Source organism: Rhizobium sp. EC-SD404 (genome assembly GCF_902498825.1).
Lineage (GTDB): Bacteria > Pseudomonadota > Alphaproteobacteria > Rhizobiales > Rhizobiaceae > Georhizobium.
This window is the reverse complement of sequence record NZ_LR701459.1, coordinates 2,947,402-2,962,244: the sequence shown is the minus strand read 5'-3', so window position 1 is coordinate 2,962,244 and position 14,843 is coordinate 2,947,402. Positions and strand designations below refer to the sequence as shown.

Below are 14,843 nucleotides of genomic sequence, written 5' to 3'. Positions count from 1 at the left end.
GACTCGCTCGTTCGGCCTATTTCCGCAGCGAGCTTAGCGGCTTTTTGAGCAATTGCGCGCGCAGCGAACTGCCACCGCTTGTTGGCCTTGCCGGCGCAGCATCCGTTGCGGGCGAGCCCAATGATGGCTGGGTTTCCCGATAACGCGACCCATCCAAGAGCGACTGCGTGGGTCTGGCGGCCTCTGTGTGATGGGCTCCAGCGGGGGTTGGAGCCGAACGGACGCCGGCATGCTCATTGTCGCCCGGCTGGCTCAAGCGGCTGCCGGCATAGACAGACGGTTCGCCGGCTTGCGGCAGAAACTCAGGCGCCGAGGCGCCCGCCAAGCCTACCGTCTCGTTGGACGGTAAGTTGCGCATGCGCTGAACGATCATGCGGAGATCGAGCTCGGCATCCTCGCCGTCCTGCGACTTCGTCGAGCCGTTGGCCTTGGGCAAACTGCGTTCCGGAATGCGCTCGAAGATCATCCGCATCGGCACGGCGACGGCTTCACCGAACGCAATTGCTTCGCGGTTGCCGATCGAGGACAGGAAACTGGTCGTCGACGAGGAGGAATCGGCGATCGCCGAACGAATGATTTCCTGGTCGCGATCATTGGCAAGCCGCATCGCGAAGACGGTAGAACATTGCGACAGGATCGTCGGATCAAGTTCGCCCGGCCGCTGGGTTACGACGCCGAGACTGACGCCATATTTTCGGCCTTCCTTGGCGATGCGAGAGATCGCCTGTCTTGTGGGTATGAAGCCGAGATTGGGATCAGCGGGTACGTAACGGTGTGCTTCCTCGCAAACCACGAGAATGCGAATGCCGCCATCGCTCCAAAGTGCGATCTCGAAGGCCATTCGGCATAGTACCGATGCGACGGAATTCACCACTTCCGAGGGGATGCCGGCAAGTTGGAAGCAACTGATCGGTCGGCCATTTCCCGGAATGCGGAAAATATGGCTCATCGTCTCCACGATCGTGTCGTTGATCGTGTTGGTCGAAAACATGAAGTGGAAGCGCGGATCGTTGATCGCCGACATGATGCGCATCTTCAGCGAGCGCAGATGCGGCTTGTCGGTCCGACCTTCGAGCCGGCCGATGCGTTCATCGATCAGGGCGAGAAGATCGGCCATGCGGTAGGGAACGGGCGTATCGGCCGTCAGCGACGAGCGGTCGGTCGCACGGCGGAACAGGCCGTTGTCCTGACCGCCGCGGAAGGCGCGTTTTGCATCGGGAATGAGCTCGCGCAGGAAATCCATCTCTTCCGGAATGCCAGGACGGCCGCGGAAGAGCACCTCGGTGAATTCGTCCAGCCGGAAGAGCCAGAAGGGCAGGTCGAGCGTCTCGGTGTCGATGACGATCGACGTGTCGGGAAACGCGGCGGCAAATTCATTGTGCGGATCAAGGATCAGCACGCGCAAATCTGGCGTGGTTTCGATCGCTTTGGTCAAGAGCAACGCCACGGCGGTGGACTTGCCGACGCCCGTGGTGCCGACCACGGCGAAGTGACGGTTGAGGAGCGATGGGATGTGCACCGAGGCGTCCATCGTCTCATCCTGGGTGAGCTTGCCGATGACGACGCTGTCGCTTCGGCCGCTGTCGTAGATCGCCGCGAGGTCGGCTGCGCGGATACGGTGCGCGATCGCGCCGAGATAGGGGTAGTTCGAGATGCCGGCCGTGAAGACTGGCTTATGGTCGGGTCCATTGCGGATTTCGCCGACAAGCTCGACTTCGAAATGGAGGACGTTGTCGGCATCAGACTGCCAGAACTCCGCCGGTGAGGTCATCGAATAGACAAGCGCCACGATGCGGCTCTCGCCGACGCCGATGGAGATGAGCCGGCCGACCGACCAAAGTTCTGCGAGCGCGACTTCGCCATTTTCGGCAACTGCCGAGATGGTGGCGCGGGCGCCGTTGCACGAGACCACACGACCAAGAAGTCTTTCGCGAGGATCGCCGCGGCCACGACGGTCCCCGAGCGCGGCGTCTTCCATCCGGGGAGTGTGACTGAGATCCATCTTGCCCGGTTTCCAGTTCGAAAGACTGCAAGCCTAACAACCGGCTGTTAAGATTTGGTTGTGCCGATTCGTACAGAATCCATGTCTCAATTCGAAATCCGCTGCCTTCAGTTGACGGTCGCGCAGTTTACGGTTACGAGACGGTCATGATCAGACATATTCTTATCGTGGTGGGAAGGCGCATGGGCAGGGTGGTGTAACCACCCGGCGACAGCCACCCATGCGCAAACGAGGCTCCTCAAGGGGCCTTTTTTTATGCCCGGATGCGGGCGGTGAAGCGGACGAAGACGATAGGACGGGAGCGGGACCCATGAACGTAACGACCAAGGATGCGCCGGCACAGGCGACACGGCGACAGGATGCGGCAGGCCAGGAGATGACCGGCGCGGAGATCGTGCTGCAGGCGCTGCGCGATAACGGCGTGGAGCATATTTTCGGCTATCCGGGCGGCGCCGTCCTCCCGATCTATGACGAGATATTCCAGCAGGACGATGTTCAGCACATCCTGGTGCGCCACGAGCAGGGCGCCGGGCATGCGGCAGAAGGCTATGCGCGGTCGACCGGCAAGGTCGGCGTCATGCTGGTCACCTCCGGTCCAGGCGCGACGAACGCGGTGACGCCGCTGCAGGACGCGCTCATGGATTCGATCCCGCTCGTCTGCATCACGGGTCAGGTTCCGACCTCGTTGATCGGCTCGGACGCCTTCCAGGAATGCGACACTGTCGGCATCACGCGTCCCTGCACCAAGCACAACTGGCTGGTCAAAGACGTCAATCAACTTGCCAAGGTTCTTCACGAGGCGTTCCGCATCGCCAAGACCGGGCGTCCCGGACCGGTCGTCGTCGACATTCCGAAGGACGTCCAGTTCGCCAAGGGCATCTACCACGCGCCGTCGCCGGTCATCGAGCAGAAGAGCTACCAGCCGCGCGTCCAGGGCGACATGAACCAGATCAAGGCGGCCATCGAGTTGATGGCTTCAGCCAAGAAGCCGATGCTCTATACGGGCGGCGGAGTCATCAACTCCGGACCGGAAGCCAGCCATCTGCTGCGCGAACTGGTCAAACTGACCAACTTCCCGATCACGTCGACGCTGATGGGTCTCGGCTCCTATCCCGCCTCCGGCGAAAACTGGATGGGCATGCTCGGCATGCACGGGACCTACGAAGCCAACATGGCGATGCATGATTGCGACGTCATGGTCTGCGTCGGCGCCCGTTTCGACGACCGCATCACCGGCCGCCTCGATGCATTCGCGCCGAATTCCAAGAAAATCCACATCGACATCGACCCGTCGTCGATCAACAAGAACGTCCGCGTCGACATCCCCATCCTCGGCGATATCGGCCTCGTTCTCGAAGACATGGTTCGCCTGTGGCGTGCGTCGTCGAAGAAGAACGACCCGGAAGCGATGAAATCGTGGTGGACGCAAATCACGAAGTGGCGCGCGCGCAATTCGCTCGCCTACAAGCCCAACAACGACGTGATCATGCCGCAATATGCGGTCCAGCGGCTTTATGAGCTGACCAAGAACCACGACACCTACATCACCACTGAAGTCGGCCAGCACCAGATGTGGGCGGCGCAGTTCTACGGCTTCGAGAAGCCGAACCGATGGATGACGTCGGGTGGTCTCGGCACGATGGGCTACGGCCTGCCAGCGGCACTCGGCGTGCAGATCGCTCACCCGGATGCACTCGTCATCGATATCGCCGGCGATGCGTCGGTGCTGATGACGATGCAGGAGATGTCCTGCGCCGTTCAGTACGAGGCGCCGATCAAGATTTTCATCCTGAACAACCAGTACATGGGCATGGTCCGGCAGTGGCAGCAGCTTCTGCACGGCAACCGCCTGTCCAACTCCTACACCGAAGCGCTACCCGATTTCGTCAAGCTTGCCGAAGCCTATGGCGGCGTCGGCATCCGGGCTGAGAAGCCGGCGGAACTCGACGACAAGATCCAGGAAATGATCGATGTGAAGCGGCCCGTCATCTTCGACTGTCGTGTCGCGAACCTCGCCAACTGCTTCCCGATGATCCCCTCGGGCAAGCCGCACAACGAAATGCTTCTGCCGGACGAGGCCACCGACGAGGTCGTCGCCAACGCCATCAGCGCCGAAGGGCGCTCGCTGGTTTAGCATCGACATGATTGGCACCCGGACTTCTGGAAATCGAACGGCAGCAAAGAGACCAGTTCAATGAACGCACATCAGCAACCCACCGGTTCGGCCTATTTCATCGAGAAGGAAACCCAAGCCGCCGAGACGCACACGCTTTCGGTGCTGGTGGACAACGAACCGGGCGTTCTCGCACGTGTCATCGGGCTCTTCTCCGGCCGCGGCTATAACATCGAAAGCCTGACGGTTTCGGAGACGGAACACGAGGCACATCTGTCGCGCATCACGATCGTGACGCGCGGCACGCCGCACGTGCTGGACCAGATCAAGTCGCAGCTCGAGCGCATCGTGCCGGTCCACGGCGTCAAGGACCTGACGGTCCGGGCACGCGAACTTGGCCATGACAAGCCGCTGGAACGCGAGTTGGCGCTCCTGAAAGTGCGCGGCCGCGAGCAGGATCGCATGGAGGCACTGCGCCTCGCCGATGCATTTCGTGCTCGCGTCATCGATGCCAACATCGAGCACTTCATCTTCGAGATCACCGGACGCGTTTCGAAGATCGAGCAGTTCATCGCGATCATGAGGCCGCTCGGGCTGATGGAAGTCTGCCGTACCGGTATCGCGGCGATGAATCGCGGTTTGGACGATTGAGATGTGGCGCAGCGATCACGGAAGGTGATTGCTGCTTCACCGCTTGGAATTGGACGTGCGAGGCGAGGGGGCGCTAGGCCTCTCGCTTTCAGGGAGCCGACATGCCGATCGAGACGTTCATAGCGCTTTCCACCTTCGCATTCGTCTCGTCCATGACACCGGGTCCGAACAACATCATGCTCATGGCTTCGGGCGTGAACTTCGGCTTTCGTCGCACGATCCCGCATATGCTCGGGGTCTGCGTCGGATTCATGATCCTGATCATGGCCGTCGGCCTCGGCCTCGGCACGCTGCTGACCATCTTTCCATGGCTGCACACCGCGCTGAAGATCGCGGGCGCCGGCTATCTTTGCTATCTCGCTTGGAAGATCGCATCGAGTCGAACGATGGCGACGACCGATGGAGCGGCGAAGCCACTTACATTCCTGCAGGCAGCCGCCTTCCAGTGGGTCAATCCCAAGGCCTGGGTGGCGTCAGTGTCCGGCGTTGCAGTTTACACGACGATCGAGGCGCCATTTCTCTCGATGCTGATCGTCGTATTCGTGTTCTCTCTCGTCAGCGTGCCGAGCGTGACGGCTTGGACGGCGTTCGGTCAAATGCTGCGGCAGTTCCTGTCCGACCCGGTCCGCCTGAAATGGTTCAACATTTCAATGGGTATCCTCCTCGCCCTGTCGATCTGGCCGATGCTTCAGTAGCTTGCGATATCCGTTCTTCTTGTGTTCTTTTTGTCTAGATGATAGGGCTTCGCGCCTAGGCGAAGGGCGCGGCTATGGCTTTTCACAGTCGTGCTCCAAAGACAGATCAGCTCGTACGGGAATTGGCGACCAAGCGGGTATCGGCCTCACCGAGGCTGTGCGTGAGGCGGTGGAGAACGAGTTGAAGCGCGAGCACCACAAAATTCCGCTCATGGAACGCCTGAAGCAGCCTTTCGACAAGATCGATGCTCAGCCGGACACGGGCACCGCACCCGACAAGGCGTTTTATGATTATCTGCTCGGAGGGGTCGAGATGCATGGCCGGTTCGGCAATGGACTCGGTCATCCCGCCTGGCTGAAAATGAGCGACTGCTATTCCTACGGACTGGCCAAGCGGGCAGGGATGCCGCTGCTCAACAAGGGTGACGATTTCGCCCAGACCGATCTTGCCTGATCGATGGAGTTTGCACCCCAACAGGATGAAGCCCTCAAGGCTGTCGCGCGCTGGCTGAAGGAAGGCCGCTCGCCGATCTTCCGGCTTTTCGGCTATGCTGGCACCGGCAAGACGACGCTTGCACGCCATTTCGCCGAGCATGTGGATGGCGACGTTCAGTTCGCCGCCTTCACCGGCAAGGCAGCGCAGGTGCTACGCTCGCGCGGTGCATCCAATGCCAAGACGATCCATTCGCTGATCTACAGGCCCCGCGGCGAGGAGCAGGTGGAGAACGAAGAGACCGGCAAGACGTCGATCTCACCGATGTTTTCCATCAACCGGCAGAGCCCTATCGCGAAATGCACGCTGATCGTGGTCGACGAATGCTCGATGGTCGACGAGGCGCTGGGCAAGGATCTGATGAGCTTCGGCGTGCCAATTCTGGTGCTCGGCGATCCCGGCCAGTTGCCGCCGATCACCGGCGGCGGGTTCTTCACCGATCACGAGCCGGATTTTCTTCTGACCGATATTCATCGCCAAGCCCGCGACAATCCGATCATCGAGCTTGCCATGCACGTGCGCGAAGGCCGCGAGTTGATGCATGGTGACTGGGGCACGGCTAAGATCATCTCGAAGTCGGAGGTGACGACCGACCTGGTGCTGGATGCCGATCAGGTGCTGCTCGGCGTCAACCGGACACGACGGCGCTACAACCAGCGGCTTCGCGAGCTGAAGGGCTTCACCGCCGCCCATCCGCAATCGGGCGACAAGCTCGTCTGCCTGCGTAACGACCAGGCAAAAGGCCTTCTCAACGGGTCGCTCTGGGCCGTGATGACGTCGTCAAAGGAGACGACGAAGCCCGGCATCAATTTGCTGATCAAGCCGGAAGACGACGATATGGATCGTGGCTCGGCCAAGATCCGGCTGCTGAAGGCGGCGTTCGAGGATCCCGACGCGGAAATCCCCTGGTCGACGAAGAAGCGCTTCGACGATTTCGACTACGGCTATGCGCTGACGGTCCACAAGGCGCAGGGCTCACAGTGGAACAACGTCGTGCTGTTCGATGAAAGCTTTGCGTTTCGCGAGACCCGCGAACGTTGGCTGTACACTGCGATCACGCGGGCTGCGGAGCGCTTGACCATCGTTAGGTGATCAGGCCGCAACCGCCTGCGCGTGTCGGCGCTGATACCAGCCGCGCCATTTCGGATCGACGTTCAGTCTCGTCAGATCGCCGTCCGCCCAGGCCATCGCCTTCTTGTCCATGATCGCGAACCAGATGGGCGGGCAGGCGGCGAGCACGAAGCAGCCGGCATACCCGACCGGAAGTCGCGGCAGATCCTCGAAATCCCGAAGCGCCTGGTAGGGCCGCATCGGATTGGCGTGATGGTCGGAATGGCGCTGCAGGTGAAACAGCATCAGGTTCGAAATGATGTGGTTTGTGTTCCAGGAATGGCGCGGCTGGCATGGCTCGACGCGGCCGTCGGGGCGCCTTTGCCGCAACAGGCCGTAGTGCTCGACATAGTTGGCCATGGTCAGGTGGAACCAGCCAAACGGATGATGGATCAGGAGAAACGGCACCATGACCCAGCCGAAGAGCCCGATCAGGATGAGCGCGGTGAGCGCGGTGATCGCGTAGCCCTGCAGAACTTCGTTGTTAAGCGACCACACGGGAAGGCCCTTGCGCGCCAGCCGTTCCCGCTCCAGCGCCCATCCGCGGCGGGCGGTGCCGGGAAGTTCGCGCATGGCAAACCGGAACAGGTTCTCGCCGAGCCGCGCGGAGGCCGGATCCTCGAAGGTCGCGACATGCACATGGTGGCCGCGATTGTGCTCGATGCAGAAATGGCCGTAGCCGGTGAGGGCGGTGATGAAACGGGCTGCCCACCGATCGGCGCTGTTGTTCTTGTGACCGAGCTCGTGGCCGACCGTCAGCGCCGTGCCCGACGAGATGCCGGCGCCGAGCGTGACCAGCAGGAATGCCCACCATGGCAGGTCCATCGTACCGATGGCGACCGCGGACAGAATGAAGCTGGCGTAATAGACCGGGATCGAAAGGTAGAGGAGGATGCGGTAGAAATTGTCCGTCGACAGCTCTTCGACGATCTGTTCGGGAGGGTTGTTCGGGTCCTCCCCGACAATGGTGTCGGCGATGGGCAATGCGACGTAGTAGAAGACGATGGCGAATGCCGCCCAGGCAAAGTTGCCGGTGAGCATGAGCATTGCGGCGCCGAAGCCCGGGATGATCGGAGCGATGACCGAAATCAGCCAGAGTTGCCGCTTCGTGTCACGGTATTCGATGCCGTCGTTTCCAGGCTTGCCCGACACGAAGATCACGCACGTCACCCTCCGCCGCGATCTCGCAAAAATACGACGAAACCGTGCGGCAACCAAGCGGGTTGTTGGGATGCGATCATCCGATTAAGACACCACGAAGAAGTGCAGCGGAGCAGCCCATGTCCACCAAGCTTTCGGTCAATCTCAATGCCGTCGCGATGCTGCGCAATCGGCGGGACCTGCCATGGCCGAGCGTCACCCATCTCGGCCGCATCGCGTTGCAGGCCGGGGCACACGGGCTGACGGTCCATCCACGTCCCGACCAGCGCCATATTCGCTTTTCAGACCTGCCCGAGCTGCGCGCGCTGATCGACGATGAGTTTCCTGCGGCCGAGTTCAACATCGAAGGGTACCCGACCGACGATTTCCTGGACCTCGTCGAGCGCATCGAGCCAGAACAAGTGACGCTGGTGCCCGATGATCCGAGCCAGGCCACGTCCGATCACGGCTGGAATTTTCACAAATTTCACAATGATTTGTCGCCGATCGTGGAGAGATTGAATCGCAAGGGCATGCGCGTTTCGCTTTTTGCAGATGGCGATGGCGACGAGGAAAGCGTGGGGTTGGCAAAGGCCACCGGAGCGGCGCGTATCGAGCTCTATACGGGGCCTTATGGCGGCTGCCACGATGATTCCGATCGAGCAGCCAAGGAGTTGGAACTGCTCGGGAAAACCGCCGATGCCGCCAAGGCGCTTGGCTTGGGCGTCAATGCCGGGCATGACCTGACGGTCGCCAATCTGCCGGCGCTGGTGCGCCGCATTCCGAATCTTGCCGAGGTCTCCATCGGGCACGGCTTGACGGCAAATGCGCTGGAATACGGCATGAAGGAAACGGTTAACCGGTTCATCAAAGCCTGCCAGGGTTGAGATGACGATCGCCTGACACCTTCCGCTTTGTTAATCGCTGCACGTCATCATGCCTCGACAAACCGAGCAGCGTGGCATGGCGGCGATGCAGATCTGGCAGGAGATCCAACGGGTTCAGAACGATATCCTCGAGCGGATCGCTCGCGGAGATCCGTTACCCGTCGTCATGGATCGCATGTGCCGCATGGCGGAATCCATTGCAAGGGACGCCATCTGCAGCCTGATCGGTATCGATGAGGAGCGCCGCTTGCGCCCCATTGCTGCGCCAAGCATGCCATCGGGCGTTGCAGCAGCGCTCGATGGGCAACCGATCGGTCCCGCCGTCGGTTCATGCGGCACATCCGCCCATCTTGGAAAGGCCGTCATCGTCACTGACATCGACAGTGACCCACTTTGGGACGACTATCGCTGCCTGGTCCAGCCGCTCGGGCTCAAGGCATGCTGGTCGAGCCCGATCAATGCGCGTGATGGACGCGTCATCGGCACGTTTGCGCTCTATTTCCGCACATGCCGCGGACCGAGCGAGATAGAGGCCAGCCTCGTCGGAGCGCTGGGCCATCTTGCTGCCATCGCGATCGAGCAGGAAGAGATCCGGCAGCGCAATCACCGGCTCGCCCATTGCGATGGCTTGACCGACCTTCCCAATCGTCTGAGCTTCAAGCTCGCGGTGGACGAACGCATCGGCAAACGCGACTTTGCCTTGCTTCTTGTGGATCTGGATCGCTTCAAAAGCGTCAACGATACGATGGGGCACGCCGTCGGCGATGCCCTGCTGCGCGAGATTGCCGACCGCCTTCGTAATTTGCCATTCGCTGCGAGCGCCTTTCGTCTCGGGGGTGACGAGTTCGCGGTGATCATCGACAAGTGTTCGGAGCTCGGCGCTCTGGAAAGCGCTGCCGACCAGCTCGTCGTGCAGCTGACGAAGCCTTTCCATCACGACAATCTGTTGATCAATCCGGACGTTTCGATCGGCGGCGTGATCGCGCAACGCCACGGTTTCGATGCCGCGACCCTGTTCCAGAATGCGGATTTTGCGCTGTACCATGCCAAGGAGCGACCGGGCGGCAGCTTCGTTGCATTTACCGCCGGCATGCGGACGCGCATTTCCAATCGGCTGACCATGATCGCCGAACTGGCCGATGCGTTGACCGAACAACGCATCGAGGCGCATTACCAGCCGATCGTGAAAATCCAGACCGGCGAGATCATCGGTCTCGAGGCGCTGGCACGCTTGCGCACCCGCGAAGGGCGATTGATATCGGCCGGCGAGTTTCACGAGGCTCTGACTGATCCTCGCCTTGCAGGCGCGTTGACCGGCCACATGTTGCGTCAGGTGGCAGCCGACGTTCGAAGATGGATCGATGGCGGCATCGCTTTCCAGCATGTCGGGGTCAACTTCTCCAGCTCGGACTTCGAGAGCGGCGATATGGAGGAGAAGATCGCCGCAGCTTTCGGCGCGGAGAACGTGCCGCTCAAGCACCTCATCCTCGAAGTGACGGAAACGGTTCTGATCCGTCCCGACGGCCGCGTGGCCCAGGCGGTCTCGAACTTGCGGGCAGGGGGTATGCGCGTCGCGCTCGATGATTTCGGGACGGGCTACGCATCGCTGACCCATCTGCTCGATTTTCCGGTCGACATTCTCAAGATCGACAAGTCCTTCGTCGATCGCCTGCTGCGCGACAAGCGCAGTCTCGTGATCGTTCGCGGCCTGGTGGCAATGGCGCACGAGCTCGGTATCCGCGTGGTGGCCGAGGGGATCGAGAACAACGAACAGGCGATGCGCCTGAGTGAGCTCGGCTGCCGTCTTGGTCAGGGATATCTCTATGCCCGGCCAGCGGATGCGGCAACGACGGAACGGTTGCTGCGGCTCTTCGCTCAACCCGCGGAAAGCGAGCCGGAAGTCGATCGTCCGAGCCAGGGCCCGAACGCAAGGCGCGCTTGACGGCCATGGGCCTGCGCGGATGTTTGCCAGCGCCACGCCAAGTGCTATGAGGGCGCCGACGAAAGCCTGCGCGTCGGTGCAGGCTGCGGTCCAGCGGCCCTATCCTGGTCGTCGGTACCAGACCGGGACGCCGGAGACGCGACGCTCATGCCCGAAAAAATCCTGATCGTCGGCCCAGCGTGGGTTGGGGACATGGTGATGGCGCAGAGCCTGTTCATGACGCTGAAGGCGACCCGGCCAGGCGTCGTGCTCCATGTGGCGGCTCCGAAATGGAGCGAGCCGCTTTTGGCGCGGATGCCTGAAGTCGACCGCGCGATCGACATGGATCTCGCCCATGGCCAGCTCGGCATCGGTGCCCGCTTCAAGCTTGGCCGCACACTTGCCCAAGAAGCCTACGACCAGGCGATCCTTCTGCCGAACTCGTTGAAATCCGCGCTCATCCCCTTCTTTGCCGGCGTGCCGCTCCGTACGGGCTGGCGGGGCGAAAGCCGCTACGGCCTCGTCAACGACATGCGCAGGCTCGATAAAGCCGCGTTGCCGCTGATGGTCGACCGGTTCAACGCCCTTGCCTTTGACAAGGATCGCATCGGCGCCGCCACCGATTTTCCGGCACCGCACCCCGAACCGCGACTTGTCCGCCAGGATCCGACAGAAGCGCTTGGTCATTTCGGACTCACGCTTGAAAAGCCGGTGCTCGCGCTCTGCCCCGGCGCCGAGTTCGGCCCGTCGAAGCGCTGGCCCGAAACGCATTACGCGGAGGCTGCCACCCGGCTGCTGGGAGAGGGCCACCAGGTGTGGATCTTCGGCTCTTCGAAGGACCGCGCCGTCGGTGAGGCTTTGATCGCCGCCGTGCCGGAACACCTTCGCACGCATATCACGAACCTTGCCGGTGCCACGACGCTTGGCCAGGCGATCGATCTGATCGGCACGGCAAACGCCGTCATCTCCAACGATTCCGGGCTCATGCATGTGGCGGCTGCGCTCGACCGGCCGCTGATCGCCGTCTACGGCTCGACCTCGCCATTCTTCACCCCGCCCTTGAGTTCGCGGGCCAGGACGGTGCAGCTCGGCATCGAGTGCAGCCCGTGCTTCAAGCGGGAATGTCCGCTCGGCCATCACAGATGCATGCGTGACCTCGGCGCGGACCGAGTGCTCGCCGCGCTGCCGAACCTTTCGGCTGCCTCATGAAGGTTCTCGTCGTCAAAACGTCGTCGATGGGCGATGTGATCCACACGCTCCCGGCTCTGACCGACGCGGCAGAGGCGATCCCTGGCATCGTCTTCGATTGGGTCGTCGAAGAGGCTTTCTCGGAAATTCCGGTCTGGCACCCAAGCGTTCGAAGAGTAATTCCGGTCGCCATCAGGCGCTGGCGCAAGGATCCGCTGACTGCACTGCGTTCCGGAGAATGGGGGCGCTATCGAAAGGCGCTTGCCGCCGAGACATACGACGCGGTGATCGACGCGCAGGGTCTGTTGAAGAGCACGCTGCTCGCGACGCGGCTGGCGAGAGGCAAGCGATACGGAATGGACCGGGCATCGGCGCGCGAGCCGGCCGCAGCGCTTTTCTACGATCGCGGCATCGCCGTGCCCAAGGGCATGCATGCGGTCGACCGGACGCGCCGCCTCTTTGCCGGAGCACTCGGTTACACGATGCCGGAGAGGCGCGGACGCTATGACATTGAGGGGCCGCCACGGGCGCCTGCGGACACTCCGCCCTATCTCGTCTTCCTGCACGGCACCACGCGCCACGAGAAGCATTGGCCGGAGGTTTACTGGACGGAGCTGATCGTGCTCGCGGTCGCTGAAGGGTTTCGGATCAAGCTTGTCTGGGGAAATGCCGTCGAGCAGGCGCGTGCCGAGCGGCTGGCGTCTACAAATTCGATGGTCGAGGTCCTGCCGCGGTCGTCGTTGACCACCATCGCTCAAGTCCTGTCGCAGGCTGCGGGCATCGTCTCGGTAGATACGGGCCTTTCCCATCTGGCAGCTGCGCTTGGGCGGCCGAATGTCGTGCTGTTCGGTCCGACCGATCCGGGACTTGTCGGCGGATACGGCGATCGCCAAATCTGCCTGAAGGCACGGGAATTCCCCGCCTCTGGTCGCAGCGTCGATCCCGCCGTCTTCGCGCCACTTACGCCCGAGATCGTACTCGCGACGCTCGATCGGCTTCTAAACGAAGGCGAAGCGCGCTAGAGCGTTTCGAGGTGAAGTGGCTGACGGTTCGCCGTTCTGAAACGCGACACATCAAAAACTGAGAGTAATCGAGCGGTTCGAAGATAAGCGAATTTACTCTCAAGCAAGCTGGCTCCGTTTTTGCCAACAGGATCAAGGCTCACGATGCAACTTTCCATGCCGCGCTTCGATAGCGCCCGCGTTCTGGTCGTCGGCGACGTCATGCTCGATCGCTACTGGATGGGCGAGACGACCCGGATTTCGCCTGAAGCGCCGGTGCCGGCCGTGCGCGTCAATGCGACCGAGGATCGACCGGGCGGCGCGGCCAACGTGGCACTCAACGTCGCGGCACTCGGCGGCGCGGCTTCGCTCATCGGTCTCGTCGGCCGCGATGAGCCGGGCGAGGCGCTTGCCGGGCAGCTCAGTGCTGCGGGCGTGGCCTGCCGCCTCATCGGCGTGGAGAAGGAGCGCACGATCGTCAAACTGCGCGTGATCGCGCGCAACCAGCAACTGATCCGTCTCGACCTGGAAGACCGGTTCGACGATGCGCATGCTTCCGCCATCGCCGGAGCGCTCGACGATGCCTTGGAAAGCGCATCCGTCGTCATCCTCTCCGACTACGGGAAGGGGACGCTCAGCGACATCCAAGGCCTGATCACCGCCGCCCGCACCAAGGGGTGCTCCGTACTCGTCGATCCGAAGGGCGTCGATTTCGAACGTTATCGGGGCGCCTCGCTGCTCAAGCCCAATCTCGCGGAATTCGAGGCTGTCGTCGGCCATTGCGGCAGCGAGCAGGTGTTGCTGGAAAAGGCGCGCGTGCTGGTCGAGCAGCTCGACCTCGGCGCGCTTCTGGTCACCCGTGGCAAGAGCGGCATGACCCTGCTCAGGCGCGGCGAACCGCCGGTGCATTACCCGACGCAGGCGCGTGAGGTTTATGATGTGACCGGGGCAGGCGACACGGTGATCTCGACTATCGGCGCGGCACTCGGCGCCGGCGAGGATCTCGTCGCTGCCGTCGGGCTGTCGAACGTCGCGGCCGGTATCGCGGTCGGCAAGCTCGGCACCGCCGCCGTCAGCGGCCCGGAGCTGCGTCGCGCGATCAGCGCGCAGCGCGAGCACGATCGCGGCGCCGTCAGCGAGGAGCAACTGGTCGCGGCCATCGCTGATGCCAAGGCGGCGGGCGAGCGCATCGTCTTCACCAATGGCTGTTTCGACATTCTCCATGCGGGTCATGTGGGCTATCTCGACCAGGCCCGCGCGCTCGGCGATCGTCTCGTCGTGGCGATCAACAGCGATGCATCGGTCAAGCGGCTCAAGGGCCCGTCGCGCCCGGTCAACACGCTCGATCGGCGCATGGTCGTGCTCAGCGCGCTGGAATCGGTGGACTGGGTCGTCGCCTTCGAGGACGACACGCCGACGCCGCTGATCGAAAAGGTGAGGCCCGACATTCTGGTCAAGGGTGGCGACTATTCGCTCGACCAGGTGGTCGGCGGCGATATCGTACGTGCCTATGGCGGCGAAGTCCGGGTGCTGTCGCATCTCGACAATTGCTCGACGACCGCCATCGTCGAGGCAATCCGCGGCCGCTCCGGCGGCGGAGACTAGCGGGGCTGGTGATTGTCGGGTGAACCAGAACCCTGTC

12 protein-coding genes are annotated in these 14,843 nt (G+C 62.3%); 10 read left to right on the top strand and 2 right to left on the bottom strand.

Features of this window, described 5'->3' with window-relative positions; translation table 11 throughout:
• Positions 1-16: 16 nt before the first annotated feature.
• Entirely contained in the window at positions 17-2,002 is a 1,986-nt protein-coding gene (locus GC125_RS15105) for an ATP-binding protein (protein ID WP_151986400.1), read from the bottom strand.
• Positions 2,003-2,312: 310 nt separating this feature from the next.
• Here GC125_RS15105 and GC125_RS15100 point away from each other — a divergent pair, with 310 nt between their 5' ends.
• From GC125_RS15100 to GC125_RS15080, 5 genes are all read left to right on the top strand, one after another.
• Positions 2,313-4,136 (top strand): acetolactate synthase 3 large subunit, encoded by a 1,824-nt coding sequence (locus GC125_RS15100; protein ID WP_151986399.1) that lies wholly within the window; start codon positions 2,313-2,315, stop codon positions 4,134-4,136.
• A gap of 60 nt (positions 4,137-4,196) precedes the next feature.
• On the top strand, positions 4,197-4,766 hold the full coding sequence (gene ilvN / locus GC125_RS15095; RefSeq protein WP_151986398.1) for an acetolactate synthase small subunit: 570 nt from the start codon (positions 4,197-4,199) through the stop codon (positions 4,764-4,766).
• Between the two features lie 101 nt (positions 4,767-4,867).
• On the top strand, positions 4,868-5,461 hold the full coding sequence (locus GC125_RS15090) for a LysE family translocator (RefSeq protein WP_151986397.1): 594 nt from the start codon (positions 4,868-4,870) through the stop codon (positions 5,459-5,461).
• A gap of 1 nt (position 5,462) precedes the next feature.
• Positions 5,463-5,915 carry a type II toxin-antitoxin system VapB family antitoxin gene (locus GC125_RS20425; protein WP_502706063.1) on the top strand — a complete coding sequence of 151 codons (453 nt, stop codon included), beginning with the start codon at positions 5,463-5,465 and terminating at the stop codon, positions 5,913-5,915.
• A 3-nt stretch (positions 5,916-5,918) separates the two neighbouring features.
• Positions 5,919-7,046, top strand: coding sequence for an ATP-dependent DNA helicase (locus GC125_RS15080; protein WP_151986396.1), 1,128 nt, complete (start codon positions 5,919-5,921; stop codon positions 7,044-7,046).
• On the opposite strand, the gene GC125_RS15075 is transcribed toward GC125_RS15080, so the two are convergent.
• Positions 7,047-8,225 (bottom strand): alkane 1-monooxygenase, encoded by a 1,179-nt coding sequence (locus GC125_RS15075; RefSeq protein WP_151986395.1) that lies wholly within the window; start codon positions 8,223-8,225, stop codon positions 7,047-7,049.
• A 119-nt stretch (positions 8,226-8,344) separates the two neighbouring features.
• On the opposite strand from GC125_RS15075, the gene GC125_RS15070 reads away from it, so the two are divergent.
• The 5 genes from GC125_RS15070 (at position 8,345) to hldE (ending at position 14,806) form a co-directional block, all read left to right on the top strand.
• Entirely contained in the window at positions 8,345-9,091 is a 747-nt protein-coding gene (locus tag GC125_RS15070; protein WP_151986394.1) for a pyridoxine 5'-phosphate synthase, read from the top strand.
• Between the two features lie 76 nt (positions 9,092-9,167).
• Entirely contained in the window at positions 9,168-11,033 is a 1,866-nt protein-coding gene (locus GC125_RS15065; protein WP_199864598.1) for a putative bifunctional diguanylate cyclase/phosphodiesterase, read from the top strand.
• Positions 11,034-11,180: 147 nt separating this feature from the next.
• On the top strand, positions 11,181-12,221 hold the full coding sequence (gene waaF, locus GC125_RS15060; protein ID WP_151986392.1) for a lipopolysaccharide heptosyltransferase II: 1,041 nt from the start codon (positions 11,181-11,183) through the stop codon (positions 12,219-12,221).
• The gene (gene rfaC, locus GC125_RS15055) at positions 12,218-13,222 is read left to right on the top strand and encodes a lipopolysaccharide heptosyltransferase RfaC (RefSeq protein ID WP_151986391.1); all 1,005 of its coding nucleotides are present in this window, start codon (positions 12,218-12,220) and stop codon (positions 13,220-13,222) included. Before waaF ends, rfaC begins: the two co-directional genes overlap by 4 nt.
• A 144-nt stretch (positions 13,223-13,366) precedes the next feature.
• A complete protein-coding gene (hldE, locus tag GC125_RS15050; RefSeq protein WP_151986390.1) occupies positions 13,367-14,806 on the top strand; it encodes a bifunctional D-glycero-beta-D-manno-heptose-7-phosphate kinase/D-glycero-beta-D-manno-heptose 1-phosphate adenylyltransferase HldE in 1,440 nt (479 codons plus the stop codon).
• Positions 14,807-14,843: the final 37 nt, after the last annotated feature.

What these genes read in the sequence shown, in the direction of transcription:
- GC125_RS15105 (WP_151986400.1), bottom strand. Translation starts at nt 2,002, where the DNA reads ATGGATCTCAGTCACACTCCCCGGATGGAAGACGCCGCGCTCGGGGAC.
- rfaC (WP_151986391.1), top strand. Translation starts at nt 12,218, where the DNA reads ATGAAGGTTCTCGTCGTCAAAACGTCGTCGATGGGCGATGTGATCCAC.
- GC125_RS15080 (WP_151986396.1), top strand. Translation starts at nt 5,919, where the DNA reads ATGGAGTTTGCACCCCAACAGGATGAAGCCCTCAAGGCTGTCGCGCGC.
- GC125_RS15065 (WP_199864598.1), top strand. Translation starts at nt 9,168, where the DNA reads ATGGCGGCGATGCAGATCTGGCAGGAGATCCAACGGGTTCAGAACGAT.
- GC125_RS15100 (WP_151986399.1), top strand. Translation starts at nt 2,313, where the DNA reads ATGAACGTAACGACCAAGGATGCGCCGGCACAGGCGACACGGCGACAG.
- waaF (WP_151986392.1), top strand. Translation starts at nt 11,181, where the DNA reads ATGCCCGAAAAAATCCTGATCGTCGGCCCAGCGTGGGTTGGGGACATG.
- hldE (WP_151986390.1), top strand. Translation starts at nt 13,367, where the DNA reads ATGCAACTTTCCATGCCGCGCTTCGATAGCGCCCGCGTTCTGGTCGTC.
- ilvN (WP_151986398.1), top strand. Translation starts at nt 4,197, where the DNA reads ATGAACGCACATCAGCAACCCACCGGTTCGGCCTATTTCATCGAGAAG.
- GC125_RS15090 (WP_151986397.1), top strand. Translation starts at nt 4,868, where the DNA reads ATGCCGATCGAGACGTTCATAGCGCTTTCCACCTTCGCATTCGTCTCG.
- GC125_RS15070 (WP_151986394.1), top strand. Translation starts at nt 8,345, where the DNA reads ATGTCCACCAAGCTTTCGGTCAATCTCAATGCCGTCGCGATGCTGCGC.